The sequence below is a fragment of the uncultured Enterococcus sp. genome (genome assembly GCF_913775425.1).
Lineage (GTDB): Bacteria > Bacillota > Bacilli > Lactobacillales > Enterococcaceae > Enterococcus_G.
The window spans coordinates 1-15718 of record NZ_CAJYIS010000021.1; the positions used below are offsets into that span (position 1 = coordinate 1).

Consider the following 15718-nt stretch of genomic DNA (forward strand, 5'->3'; position numbering starts at 1 on the left):
ATCAAAAATATCCTGAATCAATGTTTGCTTCAGATCGTCCATGTTTTTAAACTCCAAATAAATAGGCTGTGTTGAGCATTTCATCTTTGTAGCAATGTTTCTAGCTGTAAATTTCGAGAATCCTTCGCTTGCAACTACTTCATGAGCAGCTTTCAAGATTTGTTCGCGCGTAATCGTCTTTTTTCTAGCCATTTCTACATCTCCTTACAATTACAATACTTCGTTTCCGCCCTTACTATATTCATTCTAACACTCTTAGAACATAAAGCAAAGTTTCAGTCTCGATTATCCAAAAGAATAATCGAAAAGATATTTTTGAGAACCTATCTCCGATGGATTATAATTGTCAGTATTTTTAGGCAATGTTATTATATAGGGAGTTATACAACAAATTATAATATAAAAAAGGAGCGAGGTTTTCATGTCTTTAGAAAATTTTAATAAAAATTTAAACAAATATGCAGAGTTGATTACAAAAGTTGGGGTCAACGTCCAAAAAGGCCAAACAATTGTTCTTAATATCAGCGTAGAACAAGCACCTTTAGCCCGTTTGATCACTGCTTCTGCATATGCTTTAGGAGCTGCTGAAGTGGTCGTTCAATGGAGTGATGATACGATCCAGCGTGAATTTTTAACTCATGCACAAACAGAACGCTTGACAGAAGTCCCACAATATAAAATCGACCAAGCAGACGATTGGGTTGCAAAAGGCGCAAGCCGGATCAGTGTGGTTTCTGCAGACCCTAGTGCATTAGCCGGAGTCGATGCCACACGTATTGCTTCTTATCAAGCTGCTGTAGGAAAAGCAATGATCAATTTGAGAAAAGCAAGCCAAGCCAATAAAATCAGCTGGACCGTCGTCGCTGCGGCTAGTCCTGCATGGGCAAAACAAGTATTCCCAGATAAATCAGAAACCGAAGCTACTGAAGCGCTTTGGGATCAAATTTTTAAAACGACTCGTATCTACGAAGAAGATCCAATCAAAGCATGGCAAACACACGATGAAACATTGCGTACTAAAGCAGAGTACTTAAATGAAGAACAATTCGATGCGCTTCACTATACTGCTCCTGGAACAGACTTAACGATCGGTCTTCCTAAAAACCATAACTGGGAAGGTGCTGGAAGCTTGAATAGCCGTGGTGAGGAATTTATGGCCAATATGCCAACTGAAGAAGTCTTCACAGCTCCTGATGCGCGTCGTATCAATGGTTATATCTCAAGTACAAAACCATTAAGCTATGCAGGTACGATCATTTCTGGAATGAAATTCACTTTCGAAAATGGAAAAGTTGTCGACTTTTCAGCAGAAAAAGGCCAAGATGTTCTAAAAAGCTTACTGAATATCGATGAAGGTGCAAAAAGTTTAGGTGAAGTAGCACTTGTTCCGCATCATTCTCCAATTTCTAGTTCTGGTATCATTTTCTTTAATACACTATTTGATGAAAATGCATCGAACCATCTTGCATTAGGTTCTGCCTATGCCTTTAGTTTAAACGGTGGTACAGAAATGACTGAAGAAGAGTTGGCACAAGCTGGGTTGAATCGTAGCCAAACTCATGTCGATTTTATGGTCGGTTCTGGTGAGATGTCGATCGATGGTATCCGTGAAGATGGGACTCGTGTTCCGATTTTCCGTAATGGTGAATGGGCATAAATCAAAAAAGCAAAAACATCTGTGATGTTTTTGCTTTTTTCATGCCCTTTACATAGTAATATTTTCTATTTTTTGTTAAAATTTAGAACATACAGAAGGGATGAATGATATGACACCAAATCGCGAAGATTATTTAAAGCTGATATTAGAATTAGGTGGCGATGGAGAAAAAATATCCAATAAACAAATCGTTTCCGGATTAAATATCTCTGCGGCTTCTGTGAGCGAAATGATCACCAAATTAGTAAAAGAAGGATTAGTCGATCATACGCCCTATCAAGGCGTTCAATTGACCCAAGCTGGATTAGTTAATGCGAGTTCATTGATCAGACGCCATCGATTATGGGAAGTCTTTTTGGTGGAACATCTTCACTATTCATGGAATGAAGTCCACGATGATGCGGAGGTGTTGGAGCACGTAACTTCTGAAAAACTAGCACAACGCTTAGAAGAATATCTCGCTCACCCCACCTATTGTCCACATGGAGGCATGATCCCTAAGGCTTATGAACCAATCCGTGAGCAAAAACGTGCTACACTAAGCTCATATCCAATCGGCACTAAAGTTCGTATTGCAAGAGTATTGGATGAAAAAGAATTATTAGATTATCTCGTTTCTCTTGACCTAAAAATTCATGAAGACTATATCATTTGCGATATTGCCGATTATGAAGGACCGATTACGATCGAAAATGAAACAAAAAAACTTGCTGTCAGTTTCAAAGCAGCTTCTACAATTTTTGTAGATCAATTAGAAGGATGTGACCAATAGTGAAAGAAAAGAATGTCTTAATTACAATTTTTGGTGGAACTGGTGACTTGGCGCAACGTAAACTGTATCCATCCCTTTTCCGTCTTTATTTAAAAGGTGAATTACAAGAAAGTTTTGCTGTTATTGGAACGGCTAGACGTCCTTGGAGCGATGAGAAATATCGTGAAGTCGTGCAAGAAACCATCAAAGACTTAGCTGAATCCAAAGAGCAAGCCAAAACGTTTGCTGATCATTTTTACTATCAATCACATGATGTGACCGATACCGAACATTACGACCAGTTAAAAGATCTTGCAGATCGTTTGGATCAAGAATACGCACTAAACGGCAATCGCCTCTTCTATCTTGCAATGTCGCCAAACTTCTTTGGCACGATCGTCCAACATTTAAAATCACAAGGTATGCTAGACACTAAAGGTTATCACCGTGTGATCATTGAAAAACCGTTTGGAACAGATTACGAATCGGCAAAAGAATTAAACGAAGAGATTAGTACGGTATTTAGCGAAAAAGAGATTTATCGTATCGATCACTATTTAGGTAAAGAAATGATTCAAAATATCTCTGCGATTCGTTTTGCAAACAATATTTTCGAATCAATGTGGAACAATCGTTACATCGACAATATCCAAATCAATATTTCAGAAAATCTAGGTGTTGAAGAACGCGGTGGCTACTATGACAAGAGCGGTGCATTAAAGGATATGGTCCAAAACCACATCCTACAAGTCTTAGCTTTGCTTGCGATGGAACCACCAATCGAGTTTAGTGAGCGCGGGATTCGTCAAGAAAAAATCAAAGCACTTGATTCTGTTCGTATTTATACACCAGAAGAAGTCAAAGAAAACTTTGTCCGCGGCCAATATGATGCAGGGCATTTGGAAGACAAACAATTCACAGGTTATCGCGAAGAAGAAAATGTGGATCCAAACTCAGCAACTGAAACGTTTGTTGCTGGAAAATTCCAGTTAGATAATTTCCGTTGGTCAGGTGTACCGTTTTACGTGCGTACTGGAAAACGATTGACTGAAAAAGGAACACGCATCAATATCGTCTTTAAACCAACACCTGTCAATGTATTTAAAACATCGATCACTGAGCCTTCAGAACAAGAAACACTAGCTCCAAATGTCTTGACGATCTATATCCAACCAACAGAAGGATTTTCTTTATCCTTAAATGGTAAAGAAGTCGGCAATAGTTTTGACATGACGCCTGTAAAATTAGACTATCGTAACAGTGCTGAAATCATTGGCAATACACCAGAAGCGTACGAAAAATTGTTACTAGACGCTTTTGAAGGCGATGGAACAAACTTCACACACTGGGATGAAGTGGCGCAATCTTGGCGGATCGTAGATGTGATTCGTCATGCTTGGGATAATGAAACACCAGATTTTCCTAACTATGCTGCTGGAACAATGGGACCACAAGCTGCCTATGATCTGTTAGCAAAAGATGGCTTTGAATGGATCTGGACACCAGATGAATGGTATCGTGAACGCGATTTATTATAAACATAAAAAAACAACCTGATTTTGATCAGGTTGTTTTTTTATTTAAAATAATCAAGACTTGCTTTCATAGTATTATTGATAGACCAGTGCACGTAAACTTTGATCGATTTTTTCAGCTGTCATGCGTCCTTCTTTGATTCCCCAAATGACCAAACTAGGTCCACGTTTTGCATCACCAGCTACTAGTACACGCTCATTGTTTGTCGTATTGTCCCCGTAGATCTCTTCGACACCAAATTCTTCAAACAAGCGATGTTCTGGTCCAGCGAATCCCATGGCTAATAAGACAAGATCTGCTTTTAAAATCGTTTTGCTCTCTGGGATCTCTTGATATCCTTGATCTAAGCGAACCGTTTCGACCCCAATCAATTGTCCTCTTTCCGCACCAATAAATGCTGTCGTACTGATACTATTCAATTTGATCGATTCACCATATACTTCATGTGCTTCGATTTGACCATACCCAAGTTTGTCCACTCTTGGATATTCAGGCCACGGATTGTCTGCTGCACGTTCGTTTGGCAACGCTGGATTGATATTTAATTGTTTGATCGAAGCGGCGCCTTGGCGTAAAGCAGAAGCCACACAGTCAACAGCAGTATCTCCACCACCGATCACAACGACATGTTTGCCTTCCAACTTACGACTAGTCGCTTGTTTGCCATGTTTTAAAATATCTTTGGTCGTTTCTGTCAAATAATCTACCGCATAGCGGATCCCATTTAATTCACGTCCAGAAACTTTTAAATCACGTGGCACACTGGCTCCAGTCGCGATCACGACCCTATCATAATTGGCTTGTAGCTCTTCTGCCGAGAGATCGCGTCCGATTTCTGTATTCGCAATAAAGGTAATACCAAGATCCATCATGAGATCGATCCGTCTTTGAACGATATCTTTATCCAACTTCATATTCGGGATCCCATACATCAACAATCCTCCAAAACGATCACTACGTTCATAGACAGTGACGGCATGCCCTAATTGATTTAAGCGCCATGCTGCCGATAATCCTGCAGGACCACTTCCAATGATCGCAACTTTAAATCCAGTCGCTTCACCAGGTAAACCTGATTCTTTGACCCAATCTTCTTCAAAGGCTGTATCGATAATAAACCGCTCATTTTCATGGATCGTGACACCTTCACCATTCAAGGCTTCTGTACAACTTTGTTCACACGGTGCTGGACATACACGACCTGTCATCTCAGGTAACGGATTCGTTCTAGCTAAACGCTCAAATGCGTCTTTAAATCGGCCTTGATGAACCAAGTCGTTCCACTCAGGAATCAGGTTGTCGTTTGGACAACCTGATACAGTTTTTTTTCCACCAAAAAATGTTCCAGTGTGGCAAAAAGGAATCCCACATCCCATACAGCGAGCTGCCTGTTCTTGACGTTCAGTCGTAGATAATGGAACATTGATTTCTTCCCAATCTTTAATCCGTTCAGCAACTGCACGCGCCGGATTTTCTTTTTTTGCATACTTTAAAAAGCCAAATGGATCTGCCATTTACTTCAGTCCTTTCTTGATGGAATCGATAGTTGTGCGCCAATCATCGACTCAAATGCTTGTTCAACTGCATCGGTTTTCGTATAGCCTTCTTCTTCAAAACGTAATGTCCGATCGATCATTTCATGGTATTCACTTGGATATACTTTAACAAAGTACTGCTTTTCTTCTTCCCAGTGTTTTAAAATGTAAGCCGCCTTCGTTGATTTCGTATACAATAATTGTTTTTCGATCATTTCTTTTAACACCTGATCGTCGCCACTTTCATCCAATCCAAACAAATCGACCATTTCTAGATTACATCTTTCTTTAAATGTCTGCGTTTTGTCGTAGACATACGCGACACCGCCTGACATTCCAGCAGCAAAATTACGACCAGTTTTTCCTAATATAACTACAGTTCCACCAGTCATGTACTCACAGCCATGATCACCGACACCTTCGACCACGACATTGGCCCCACTATTACGGACACAAAAACGTTCGCCGGCCATTCCTCTAAAGTAAGCTTCTCCTTTATTTGCACCAAAACATGCAACATTTCCGACGATTGGCGAATGATCCACATCATAAGCCGCTTCTTTTGGTGACATAATAATCAAACGCCCTCCGCTTAATCCTTTGGCTACATAGTCATTGGCCTCACCGATCAAAGTCAGTTGCATCCCTTGTGTGGCAAATGCACCAAAACTTTGTCCGGCAATTCCCGTATAGGTATAATGAAGTAATCCTGGTTGTAATGTGTAATTACCAAAACGTTCTGCAATCCAACCTGCCATTTTCGCACCCACTGAACGCTCCACATTGTTGATTGACTGGTGGGTCGTCACGGTCGTTGCATTCGTTAAAGCTGCCTGACTGTAAGCATCTAGCTCTTTCCACTGTCGTTTTTCAGCAAATGGATCGTCTACTTTTCGTTCGATACCGATGCTTCTTCCCAACATTCTTGAAAAATCTAATGATTTTGCCTTTCCTTTAGCAATATAACGCGGTTGCAATACTTCTGCTTGACCAACCATTTCATCGATTGTTCGAAATCCTAATTCAGCCATGATTTCTCGGAGATCTTCTGCTAAAAAGAACATCGCATTGATCACATGTTCTGGTTTTCCGGCAAAGAATTTGCGCAAAGCTGGATTTTGTGTCGCTACACCTACTGGACAAGTGTTCAGGCTACACACACGCATCATGACACAGCCAACTGCGACCAAAATCAAAGATGCAAAGCTGTATTCTTCTGCACCTAATAACGTGGCGATCGCAATATCGCGACCCGTCATCAGTTTACCATCTGTTTCTAGCGTCATACGCTGACGTAACCGATTCATACTCAACGTTTGATGTGCTTCAGCTAACCCCATCTCCCAAGGCAATCCAGCATCACGAACAGAATTTCTCGGAGAAGCACCTGTTCCACCGTCATAGCCTGAAATCACTACGACATCGGCACCGGCTTTTACAACACCTGTTGCAATCGTTCCAACTCCTGTACTGGAAACGAGTTTGACATTGATTTTGGCATAAGGATTGATCGTTTTTAAATCATAGATCAACTGTGCCAAGTCTTCGATCGAATAGATATCATGATGTGGTGGTGGTGAGATCAGACGTACACCTGGTGTTGATCCGCGGATTTCTGCGACCCAAGGAAATACTTTATTTCCAGGTAATTGTCCACCTTCACCTGGTTTAGCGCCTTGCGCGATTTTGATTTGCAATTCTTCGGCACTCATTAAATATTCTGCATTGACGCCAAAACGACCAGATGCAACTTGTTTGATCTTCGAGTTCAAATTCGTTCCATCTTTTTGAGGATAGAAACGATTGCGATGTTCGCCACCTTCACCACTGTTGGATTTTGCACCAATTTGGTTCATCGCTTGGGCAATACAGGTATGTGCTTCTTCACTTAACGAACCATACGACATCGCTCCTACTTTAAATCGTTTTACGATTCGCTCTGCTGGCTCGACTTCTTCTAAAGCGATCGAAGGACGCGTAGACTTAAACTCCCAAATCGTGCGTAACGTGGTTGGTGTCGCCAGCGCTTCTTCATTCAGTTGGTTGGCATATTCTTTATACAAGTTATAATCACCAGTTCGCACAGCTTTTTGGAAATTATAAATGGTTTTAGGATTAAATAGATGATGCTCACCATCTGATTTGTATTGGAAACTTCCTCCTGATGGTAAATAATCCCGAGCTTTTTCTCCATAAGCTGCGTCGTAACGTTTGATATATTCTTGTTCGATCTGTTCAAGTGACAGTCCTTCGATACGTGTGACGGTCCCAGTGAAGTACTCTTCGATCACCGCACTTGAAATCCCGACCGCCTCAAATAATTGTGCTCCTTGATATCCAGCAATCGTCGAGATTCCCATTCGTGACATAATTTTGATGATTCCTTTTTCACAGGCTTTACGATACGATTCAATTTTTTCAGATAGATGATAAAAATCGAGTGTTGCATAAGCGCCATAAGGGTGGATCGCGCTTGCACCATATCCAATCAGCATCGCGTAATGGTGTACTTCACAAACTTCTGCAGTGTCAACGACTATAGACACTTTTGACGCTTTTCCTTGACGAACCAAGTGGTTATGCAAACCTGCTACTGCAAGTAAGATCGGAATGGCTAAATGCTCCTGTTCACGATTACGATCACTTAAAATCAAGATCGTCGCACCGGCATCTACTTTGGCTTCAGCTTCTTTAAATAAAGTTTCTAGTGCTGTTTTTAACGTATGACGCTGTGCTTGTTTCACATAAAGGATCGATTGTGTCAACGTTTTTTGTTTATTCTTTTGGAATTGGCCTAATTTAGCAAAATCTTTTGTCGTTAGTACCGGACTATTGACTTTTAACTTTCGACTATTTTCGGGAATATCACAACGAATATCTTCATCGCGTCCTAAGAATAATGAGGTCCCAATGACAAGTTGTTCACGGATGGCATCGATCGGCGGATTGGTCACTTGTGCAAATTGTTGCTTAAAGTATGTAAACAACGACTGCGGGCGCTCACTTAAAATCGCTAATGGTGAATCAAATCCCATCGAAATGACTGGTTCTTCGCCAGTTTGCGCCATTGGAATGATCAACGTTCTGATCACTTCATCCGTGTAGCCATTTAATTTCCATAAACGCAATAGATCACTTGTTTCAACTTGTGGCGTTTCGTTTACTTCCGGCAATGTTTCCAAGATCAATAATTGTTTGGTTAACCACTTTTTATAAGGGTGTTTTGTAGCATATGTAGTTTTGATTTCGTCGTTATACGTGATTACCCCAGTTGATGTATCGACTAAAAACATATTCGCTGGACCTAAAACGCCTTTTTCAATGATTGTAGCAGGATCAATATCCACAACACCAGATTCAGATGCCACGACCACTAACCCTTCTTCTGTGATCAAATAACGAGAAGGACGTAATCCATTACGGTCTAAACATGCCCCTACAACTTCACCGTCTGTAAAACATAATGCTGCGGGACCATCCCATGGTGCCATAAAGCTTGCATTGTATTCGTGGAACGCTTTTAATTCTTCTGATAACCCTGTCTGTTCTCCCCAAGCTTCTGGTACCATCATAATTAATGCTTGCGGAATATCTCGACCATTGCGATATAAGTATTCCATACAATTTTCTAGCTTAGCAGAATCCGAAGCTTCTTCATCATAGACTTCAATTTGATGGCTGTGCATCCAATTCTCAGCCCCTCGCAAGGTATTGATCTCACCATTGTGTGCCAAAAAGCGAAATGGCTGTGCACGGTCCCAACTTGGAAAAGTATTGGTTGAAAAGCGTGAGTGAATCAACGCGACATGTGTCATAAGCATAGGATCTTGCAGATCTTTATAAAAGAGACGAACTTGATAGGCATGTAACATCCCTTTATAGACAACGGTTCGACTGGATAAACTACAAATCGATACATCACTTGATGCGTAATTTTTCTCCAGTGTTCGACGTAAATAAAATAATTGATCTTCAAACGCTCGACCAATTGGTGTATCTAAAGGTTTTTCGATAAAAATTTGTACGAAGCTTGGCATGACTTGCTGTGCACCGGGTCCACAATTTGAAAAAGCATAGGGCACATCGCGTTGCCAACGTACACTAAATCCTTCTTCCGTGATTTCTTGAATAATGGCTTGTTGCATCGCTGCTTTTTTGGTTTTTTCTTTTGGTAAAAAGAGCATCGCTACAGCATAGTGCCCTAGTGATGGTAAGGTCACCCCAGCTTTTTTGGCTTCTTTTTGAAAAAAGGCATCTGGTAATGCCATCAAAATCCCCGCACCATCTCCGGTATCTGGCTCCGCACCAGTTCCACCACGATGGTTCATCCGCTCTAACATCGTGAGTGCATAATCGACCAATTGATGAGAAGGCTTCCCTTCACGCTGGGCGATAAATCCCATTCCACAAGCATCTTTTTCAAACGAAGGATCATATAAACTATATTGTGTTGTCTCTTTAGCTAAAAAAGGATTCATCGTCTACACCTACTTTTTTTATTTGAAGATTCAGATAATTCTCATTATGAGAAAATAGTGTTAAATTTTACATTTTCTCATTTAATTGTTATATTGTCTGTCGTAATCTCAAGTTTACACATTTTTTCTTATTTTTCCATGAAATTTTTGAGTTTATCCATGAGAATCGTTCTCATTTGACGATTATTTTTTATTTCGTTTTATGTAACCGACTTCTTTTAAAGTATTTCCTAATAAAAAAAAGAAGAATCCTTGAATGGATTCTTCTTTTTAAAGACAAATGTTATTTCTTATTTTTGTTCGAAACCTTCAGCGACAGCTTCCGGAAATTCAGCTTCCACGATCGTTGTACAGTGGTCACATAGGTGTGGTAATTGTGGATTTGATCCTACATGTGTTTTCACTTGACGACAACGTTCGCAGACTTCACCATCTGCTTTTTCAACTAAGATCGCTACATCTTCAAATACTTGAGCTTCTTGTGGTGCTGAAACACTTGCAGGTTTTACTTCAAAGAAATCTGGCGAAATGATTAATAGTTGTGCAATATCTGTATCTACAGCATGTAGTAATGTATGCACGACTTCAGATGGATAGATCGTTACTTTAGCTTCCATTGATTTTCCGATCAGTTTCTCATTACGTGCGACTTCCAAAGCTTTCAACACATTATCTCTAAAGTCCATAAAAGCTGTCCAGATATCTAATAGCTCTGCTTGATTCGTAAATTCTACAGCTTCTGGTAATTCAGCTAATTGTACATAGTCCTCTTCTTCTTTTAAATGAGACCAGATCTCTTCCGCTGTATGTGGTAAGATTGGTGTCATCAATTTTGTCAACGCAACGGCTACTTCGTAAAAGACGGTTTGCATACAACGACGAGCATGCGCATCTGCTTTTTCGATATATACGACATCTTTAGCAAAATCAAGGTAGAATGCAGACAAGTCAACCGTTAAGAAGTTCATTAATGTACGATAGATATGAACAAAATTATATTTGTCATATCCTTGTTCACGGATTTCTTTGATCACTTGATTTAGACGAACCATTAGGTATTTATCTACTGAGCGTAATTCCTCATAAGGTACTGCCATATCTGGTGTAAAGTCTTCTGTATTTGCTAATAAGAAACGCATCGTATTACGGATCTTGCGGTACACTTCTGATACTTGTGTCAATGTATTCATATCCACACGAACATCTGATTCAGAATCGACACTAGCTACCCATAAACGTAGAATATCTGCACCCATTTGATTGATGACTTTATTTGGTTCGATCGTATTTCCTAATGATTTACTTTGTTTGCGTCCTTGAGGATCCAAAGTAAAACCTTGTGACAATACAGCTTTATATGGTGCGACTTTATTGATCGCCACACTTGTCGTAATACTTGAATTGAACCAACCACGGTATTGGTCAGAACCTTCTAGATACATATCTGCTGGGAAGCTTAGGTCTTTACGTTGACGCAAGACTGCTTCATGAGAAGAACCAGAGTCAAACCAAACATCCATGATATCTGTTTCTTTTGTAAAGACATTGTTTGGTGAGCTTGGATGCGTGAATCCTTCTGGTAACAAGTCACGCGCTTCGCGTTCAAACCAAACATTTGAACCATGTTCAGCAAATAATGTCGCAATATGTTCAACGGTTTCTGGTGTGATGATCGGATCGCCATTTTCTGCATAGAAAATTGGTAATGGAACTCCCCATGCACGTTGACGTGAGATTACCCAATCTCCACGATCACGGATCATATTGTATAAACGTGTTTTCCCCCAAGGGATGATCCAGTCGACTTTTTCGATTTCATCTAAAATATCTTGACGGAATTTATCGATCGAAGCAAACCATTGTGCAGTCGCACGGTAGATCACTGGTTTTTTCGTGCGCCAATCATGTGGATAGCTATGGGTAAAGTAATCCACTTTTAGCAAGGAGTTATTTTCTTTTAACTGTTCGATAACCATTGGATTGGCTTTTTCATAGAAAATCCCTTCAAATCCAGGTGCTTCTGCTGTATACACACCACGACTATCTAATGGAGATAAAACATCTAACCCATATTTTTTCCCAACGATATAGTCATCTTCACCATGACCTGGTGCTGTGTGGACCAGACCAGTACCCGCGTCAAGCGTTACGTGATCTCCTAGCATCACAAGTGATGTCCGATCATATAATGGATGTTGTGCGGTCATGTATTCTAATTCTTGACCAGCAAATTCTTTGATGACCTCGACTTCTTGCCATCCAATCTCATTGGTTACCGTCTCTAACAAATCTTTTGCAACAACAAATTTACGACCATCCGCTTTGATTTGAACATATTTGTACTCTGGATTAACAGAGATCCCTAGGTTTGACGGAATCGTCCATGGGGTCGTCGTCCAAATAACCATTGATGTATCTGTACCTAAAAGATCTTTTCCATCAACAATTGAAAAAGCAACATAAATCGAAGGCGATTCAACATCTTTATATTCAATCTCTGCTTCTGCTAATGAAGACTCACTTGAAGGTGACCAGTAGATTGGTTTTAGACCTTTATAAATATAGCCATTTTCAGCCATTTTTCCAAACACTCGGATTTCTTCTGCTTCATAATCAGGTGTCAATGTGATATATGGGTTTTCCCAGTCTCCAGCGATTCCTAAACGTTTAAAGTCTTCACGTTGTTTATCGACTTGACTCATCGCATATTCATAACATTTTTGACGGTATTCTGTCATCGACATCTCTTTACGCTTGATGCCTTTATTGGCTAAGACTTGTTCGATCGGTAATCCATGAGTATCCCAACCTGGAACGTACGGTGCACGAAAACCAGACATCGCTTTTGAACGTACGATGATATCTTTACTGATTTTATTTAAAGCATGACCTAAGTGGATATTCCCATTTGCGTAAGGAGGGCCATCATGTAAAATAAAGGTCGGTTTGCCTTCATTTTTTTCTTGGATCATGCGATACATGTCTTTGTCTTCCCAGTCTTTTTGCCACTCTACTTCTCGAGTCGGCAAGTTCCCACGCATTGGAAAAGCTGTTTTTCCAAGATGCAATGTTTCTTTCATTTTCATTGAAATTACTCCTTTAATTTTGATTGTAAACCTAAAAAAAGTCCCTTCTATCAACATAGAAGGGACGAATTTACACGCGGTACCACCCAGATTTCAAATAGTTTCCTATTTGCACTCTTGATCGATAACGAGATCACTCGTCTTATCTTACTTTTGGTTCAGATAAGTATTTCTTTAGAGGATCTAACAAGATACAGGGTTTTACTGGACTTCCACTATCTCCAGCTCGCTTTAAAAGTGTAGCTTATTTTTCTGTTCTAAAGATTAATCTTGAGGAACATCGATGATTTTTTCTGTTGCATCAACCACTACGACTTCATCCACAAGTTCTGTTTCTTCTGAGTTTACTTCAAAGTCATTTTCATTGTCAAGTTCTTTTGATAAAACTTCTTTGATCAATGAATCGCTGTCTTGAACATACGTTGAGAATGGTTTTAAAATTTCTTCCCACTCTGGACTTTTTACTTGTTCTAATTGCGCTTCTAACATCAATGATAAATTGCTGTGGAAGACGCGGGTCTTTTTCTTCAATTCATTGGTTTCAGTTGCCAATTGACGTGCATTTTCAGTTGCTGCTTCTAAAATTTCTTTCGCTTTTTCTTCAGCAGTCGTTGTTAATTCGTACGCACGTTTTTCTGCATTTGTGATCAATTCGTCTGCACGATTTTCAGCTGCAGCCACCAATACTTCAGATTCTTTACTTGCACTAGTTTTCACTTTATCTGCTGTATCTTGCGCTACGATGATCGATTGGTTCAACGCGTCTTTTAATTCATTGAAGTATTCTAATTTTTCTTCAGCATGTTTTAACGCTTTTTCTAATTCACGATTTTTTTGGACTGCTGCTTCATAATCACGAACAACAAGATCTAAAAAGTCGTCTACTTCGTTTTTTTCATATCCGCGCATCTTGATCGGGAAATTTTTATTTTGAATATCTAATGGAGTTAATGCCATGTCTTACACCTCTTCATATTATTTACGTAATACACCTAATGCTAAACGTATCTTTTCTTTTTTTGTCGTTCCTTCGATTCGTTGGATCTGGATTCGACCATAGCCACGTATGGATAAAATATCTAATAGATCTAACGGAAAATCTGGTTTTGTAAGGACACGCCAATTTAATTTGACTTTTTCCGAATCAATCAGTTGTTTCGCACGCTGTCTCGAAATGGCAAAAACAGATGCGATAATCGTATCTAAGCGCATCGAGCTTACGATGACCAGTTCATCTGACCAACTATCTTTTGGTAGTACCATGTCCGTATAGGCTTTTTCTTCTAAACGTGCGTTGACCCGTCCGATCTTTGTCACTTGAACTTCAATATATTGGCTGACTTCTTTTGCGACAAATACTTGCCAGTTTTCACCATCTGATAAAATATCACCAAAAAATTCACGTTTGACACCGGCATTGACTAACGTACCTAAAATTTTCCCGTGTGTCAATGTCGTAAATTTTTTCGGATAATTGATTTCAAACAACACCAAATCGAATTCATCTGCACTTGGCGTATAGTAATCCGGATAGATCAGACAACGCACGCGTTCTGCTTGCTCGTATCCACCATAAAAACGAAATTCCAAATCTGAGGTTTGACGAATCAACGTTTCAACGATATAGGCTTGTCTTGGATCTAAAAATGCCGTCAAATAAGGAGCATATTGGATTTGGACTTGTTCGATCCAATCATTTACGCTATCAATAAAAGGGTGTTCATCGGCGCGAAAGTGTTGGTACACATTTGCGTTCATCGATAATTCACCCCCTTTTGGTTAAAAAATTAAGTTTGCTAGAATAGTTGTTAATGCTTGGCTCGCCAAGTTTAAAATAATGATCGCCGCGGCAATCGTGAAATCGATTGGTCCTAAACGTAAATTTAAATGATCAAATAGACTTAAATATGGCTCACAAATACGACTTAGTAATTTACCAAATCCTGATTGATAGCCTCCTGGAAACCAAGACAATAAAGCATAGATCACAAGTAAAATCGTATAGACATACACGATGTCGTTAAACAAGGACAATAATTGATAGAAAATCAAGATAAGCGTACCCTCCTTTGCCTATTGCTCAAATAGATGGCTGCTTGCTAAAGTTTGCGCGGTACCATCGATTTCAATTCCTTTTGGTGTGCATAAAAAGATTTCATCAGCAACACGTTTAATGTCACCATCCTCAGCATACACGGTACCTGTCAGAAAATCAACGATTCGACGTGCTTGATACTCTTCTATTAAGTGAAAATTAACCAATACCGGTTTTCCGGCGATAATGGTTTTGGCAATCGTCATCGCTTCTGAATACGCACGAGGTTCTAAAATCACAATTCGGCTATGATCGACGGTTTGTGTCTTACTCGCACGATTTTGAGAAGGTTGATCATGCATCTTCACGACTTTTTTCGTTTCTTTTTGTGGTGCATGAGTAGTCATTGGTTCTTCATCATAAGCAACGTTTGTTTGGTTCAAATCAATTGAAGAAGGTTTAGGAATTTTCACACGTTTTTTAGACGTTTTTTCAGTAGTTTCTTTTTTAGGAACAGTACTTTGTACGGAAACTGGTTCAGTTTTTTCGATCTTGTTTTGTTTGACAAGTGAAGGTTTGGTTGCAGCAGGTTTTGGCTGTCCGTAATCTAACTCTTCATCTGGCATACTATCATTCAACC

General features: G+C 39.7%; 11 protein-coding genes and 1 other annotated feature. Of the genes, 3 read left to right on the forward strand and 8 right to left on the reverse strand.

Annotation, left to right across the window (positions count from 1 at the left end; translation table 11 throughout):
- Window positions 1–192: TetR/AcrR family transcriptional regulator (locus QZ413_RS02355; protein WP_297075902.1), on the reverse strand; the 192-nt coding region annotated here is incomplete at its 3' end.
- A 229-nt stretch (window positions 193–421) separates the two neighbouring features.
- On the opposite strand from QZ413_RS02355, the gene QZ413_RS02360 reads away from it, so the two are divergent.
- The 3 genes from QZ413_RS02360 (at window position 422) to zwf (ending at window position 3946) form a co-directional block, all read left to right on the forward strand.
- Window positions 422–1657, forward strand: coding sequence for an aminopeptidase (locus tag QZ413_RS02360; RefSeq protein WP_297075904.1), 1236 nt, complete (start codon window positions 422–424; stop codon window positions 1655–1657).
- A gap of 109 nt (window positions 1658–1766) precedes the next feature.
- Entirely contained in the window at window positions 1767–2429 is a 663-nt protein-coding gene (locus QZ413_RS02365; protein ID WP_297075907.1) for a metal-dependent transcriptional regulator, read from the forward strand.
- The gene (zwf, locus tag QZ413_RS02370; protein ID WP_297075922.1) at window positions 2426–3946 is read left to right on the forward strand and encodes a glucose-6-phosphate dehydrogenase; all 1521 of its coding nucleotides are present in this window, start codon (window positions 2426–2428) and stop codon (window positions 3944–3946) included. The genes QZ413_RS02365 and zwf overlap by 4 nt, the downstream gene beginning before the upstream one ends.
- Before the next feature lie 72 nt (window positions 3947–4018).
- On the opposite strand, the gene QZ413_RS02375 is transcribed toward zwf, so the two are convergent.
- The 7 genes from QZ413_RS02375 to QZ413_RS02405 form a co-directional block, all read right to left on the reverse strand.
- Entirely contained in the window at window positions 4019–5458 is a 1440-nt protein-coding gene (locus tag QZ413_RS02375) for a glutamate synthase subunit beta (protein WP_297075909.1), read from the reverse strand.
- A gap of 5 nt (window positions 5459–5463) precedes the next feature.
- Entirely contained in the window at window positions 5464–9957 is a 4494-nt protein-coding gene (gene gltB / locus QZ413_RS02380; RefSeq protein ID WP_297075913.1) for a glutamate synthase large subunit, read from the reverse strand.
- 290 nt (window positions 9958–10247) lie between these two features.
- A complete protein-coding gene (gene ileS / locus QZ413_RS02385; protein WP_297075916.1) occupies window positions 10248–13043 on the reverse strand; it encodes an isoleucine--tRNA ligase in 2796 nt (931 codons plus the stop codon).
- Between the two features lie 57 nt (window positions 13044–13100).
- Window positions 13101–13317, reverse strand: a binding site (T-box leader).
- Window positions 13308–14000 (reverse strand): DivIVA domain-containing protein, encoded by a 693-nt coding sequence (locus QZ413_RS02390; protein ID WP_297075918.1) that lies wholly within the window; start codon window positions 13998–14000, stop codon window positions 13308–13310. It overlaps the preceding feature by 10 nt.
- 18 nt (window positions 14001–14018) lie before the next feature.
- Complete coding sequence (locus QZ413_RS02395) at window positions 14019–14801, reverse strand: RNA-binding protein (protein WP_297075919.1); 783 nt, start codon at window positions 14799–14801, stop codon at window positions 14019–14021.
- 21 nt (window positions 14802–14822) lie between these two features.
- Complete coding sequence (locus tag QZ413_RS02400) at window positions 14823–15077, reverse strand: YggT family protein (RefSeq protein ID WP_016184567.1); 255 nt, start codon at window positions 15075–15077, stop codon at window positions 14823–14825.
- 39 nt (window positions 15078–15116) lie between these two features.
- Window positions 15117–15716, reverse strand: coding sequence for a cell division protein SepF (locus tag QZ413_RS02405; protein ID WP_297075921.1), 600 nt, complete (start codon window positions 15714–15716; stop codon window positions 15117–15119).
- Window positions 15717–15718: the final 2 nt, after the last annotated feature.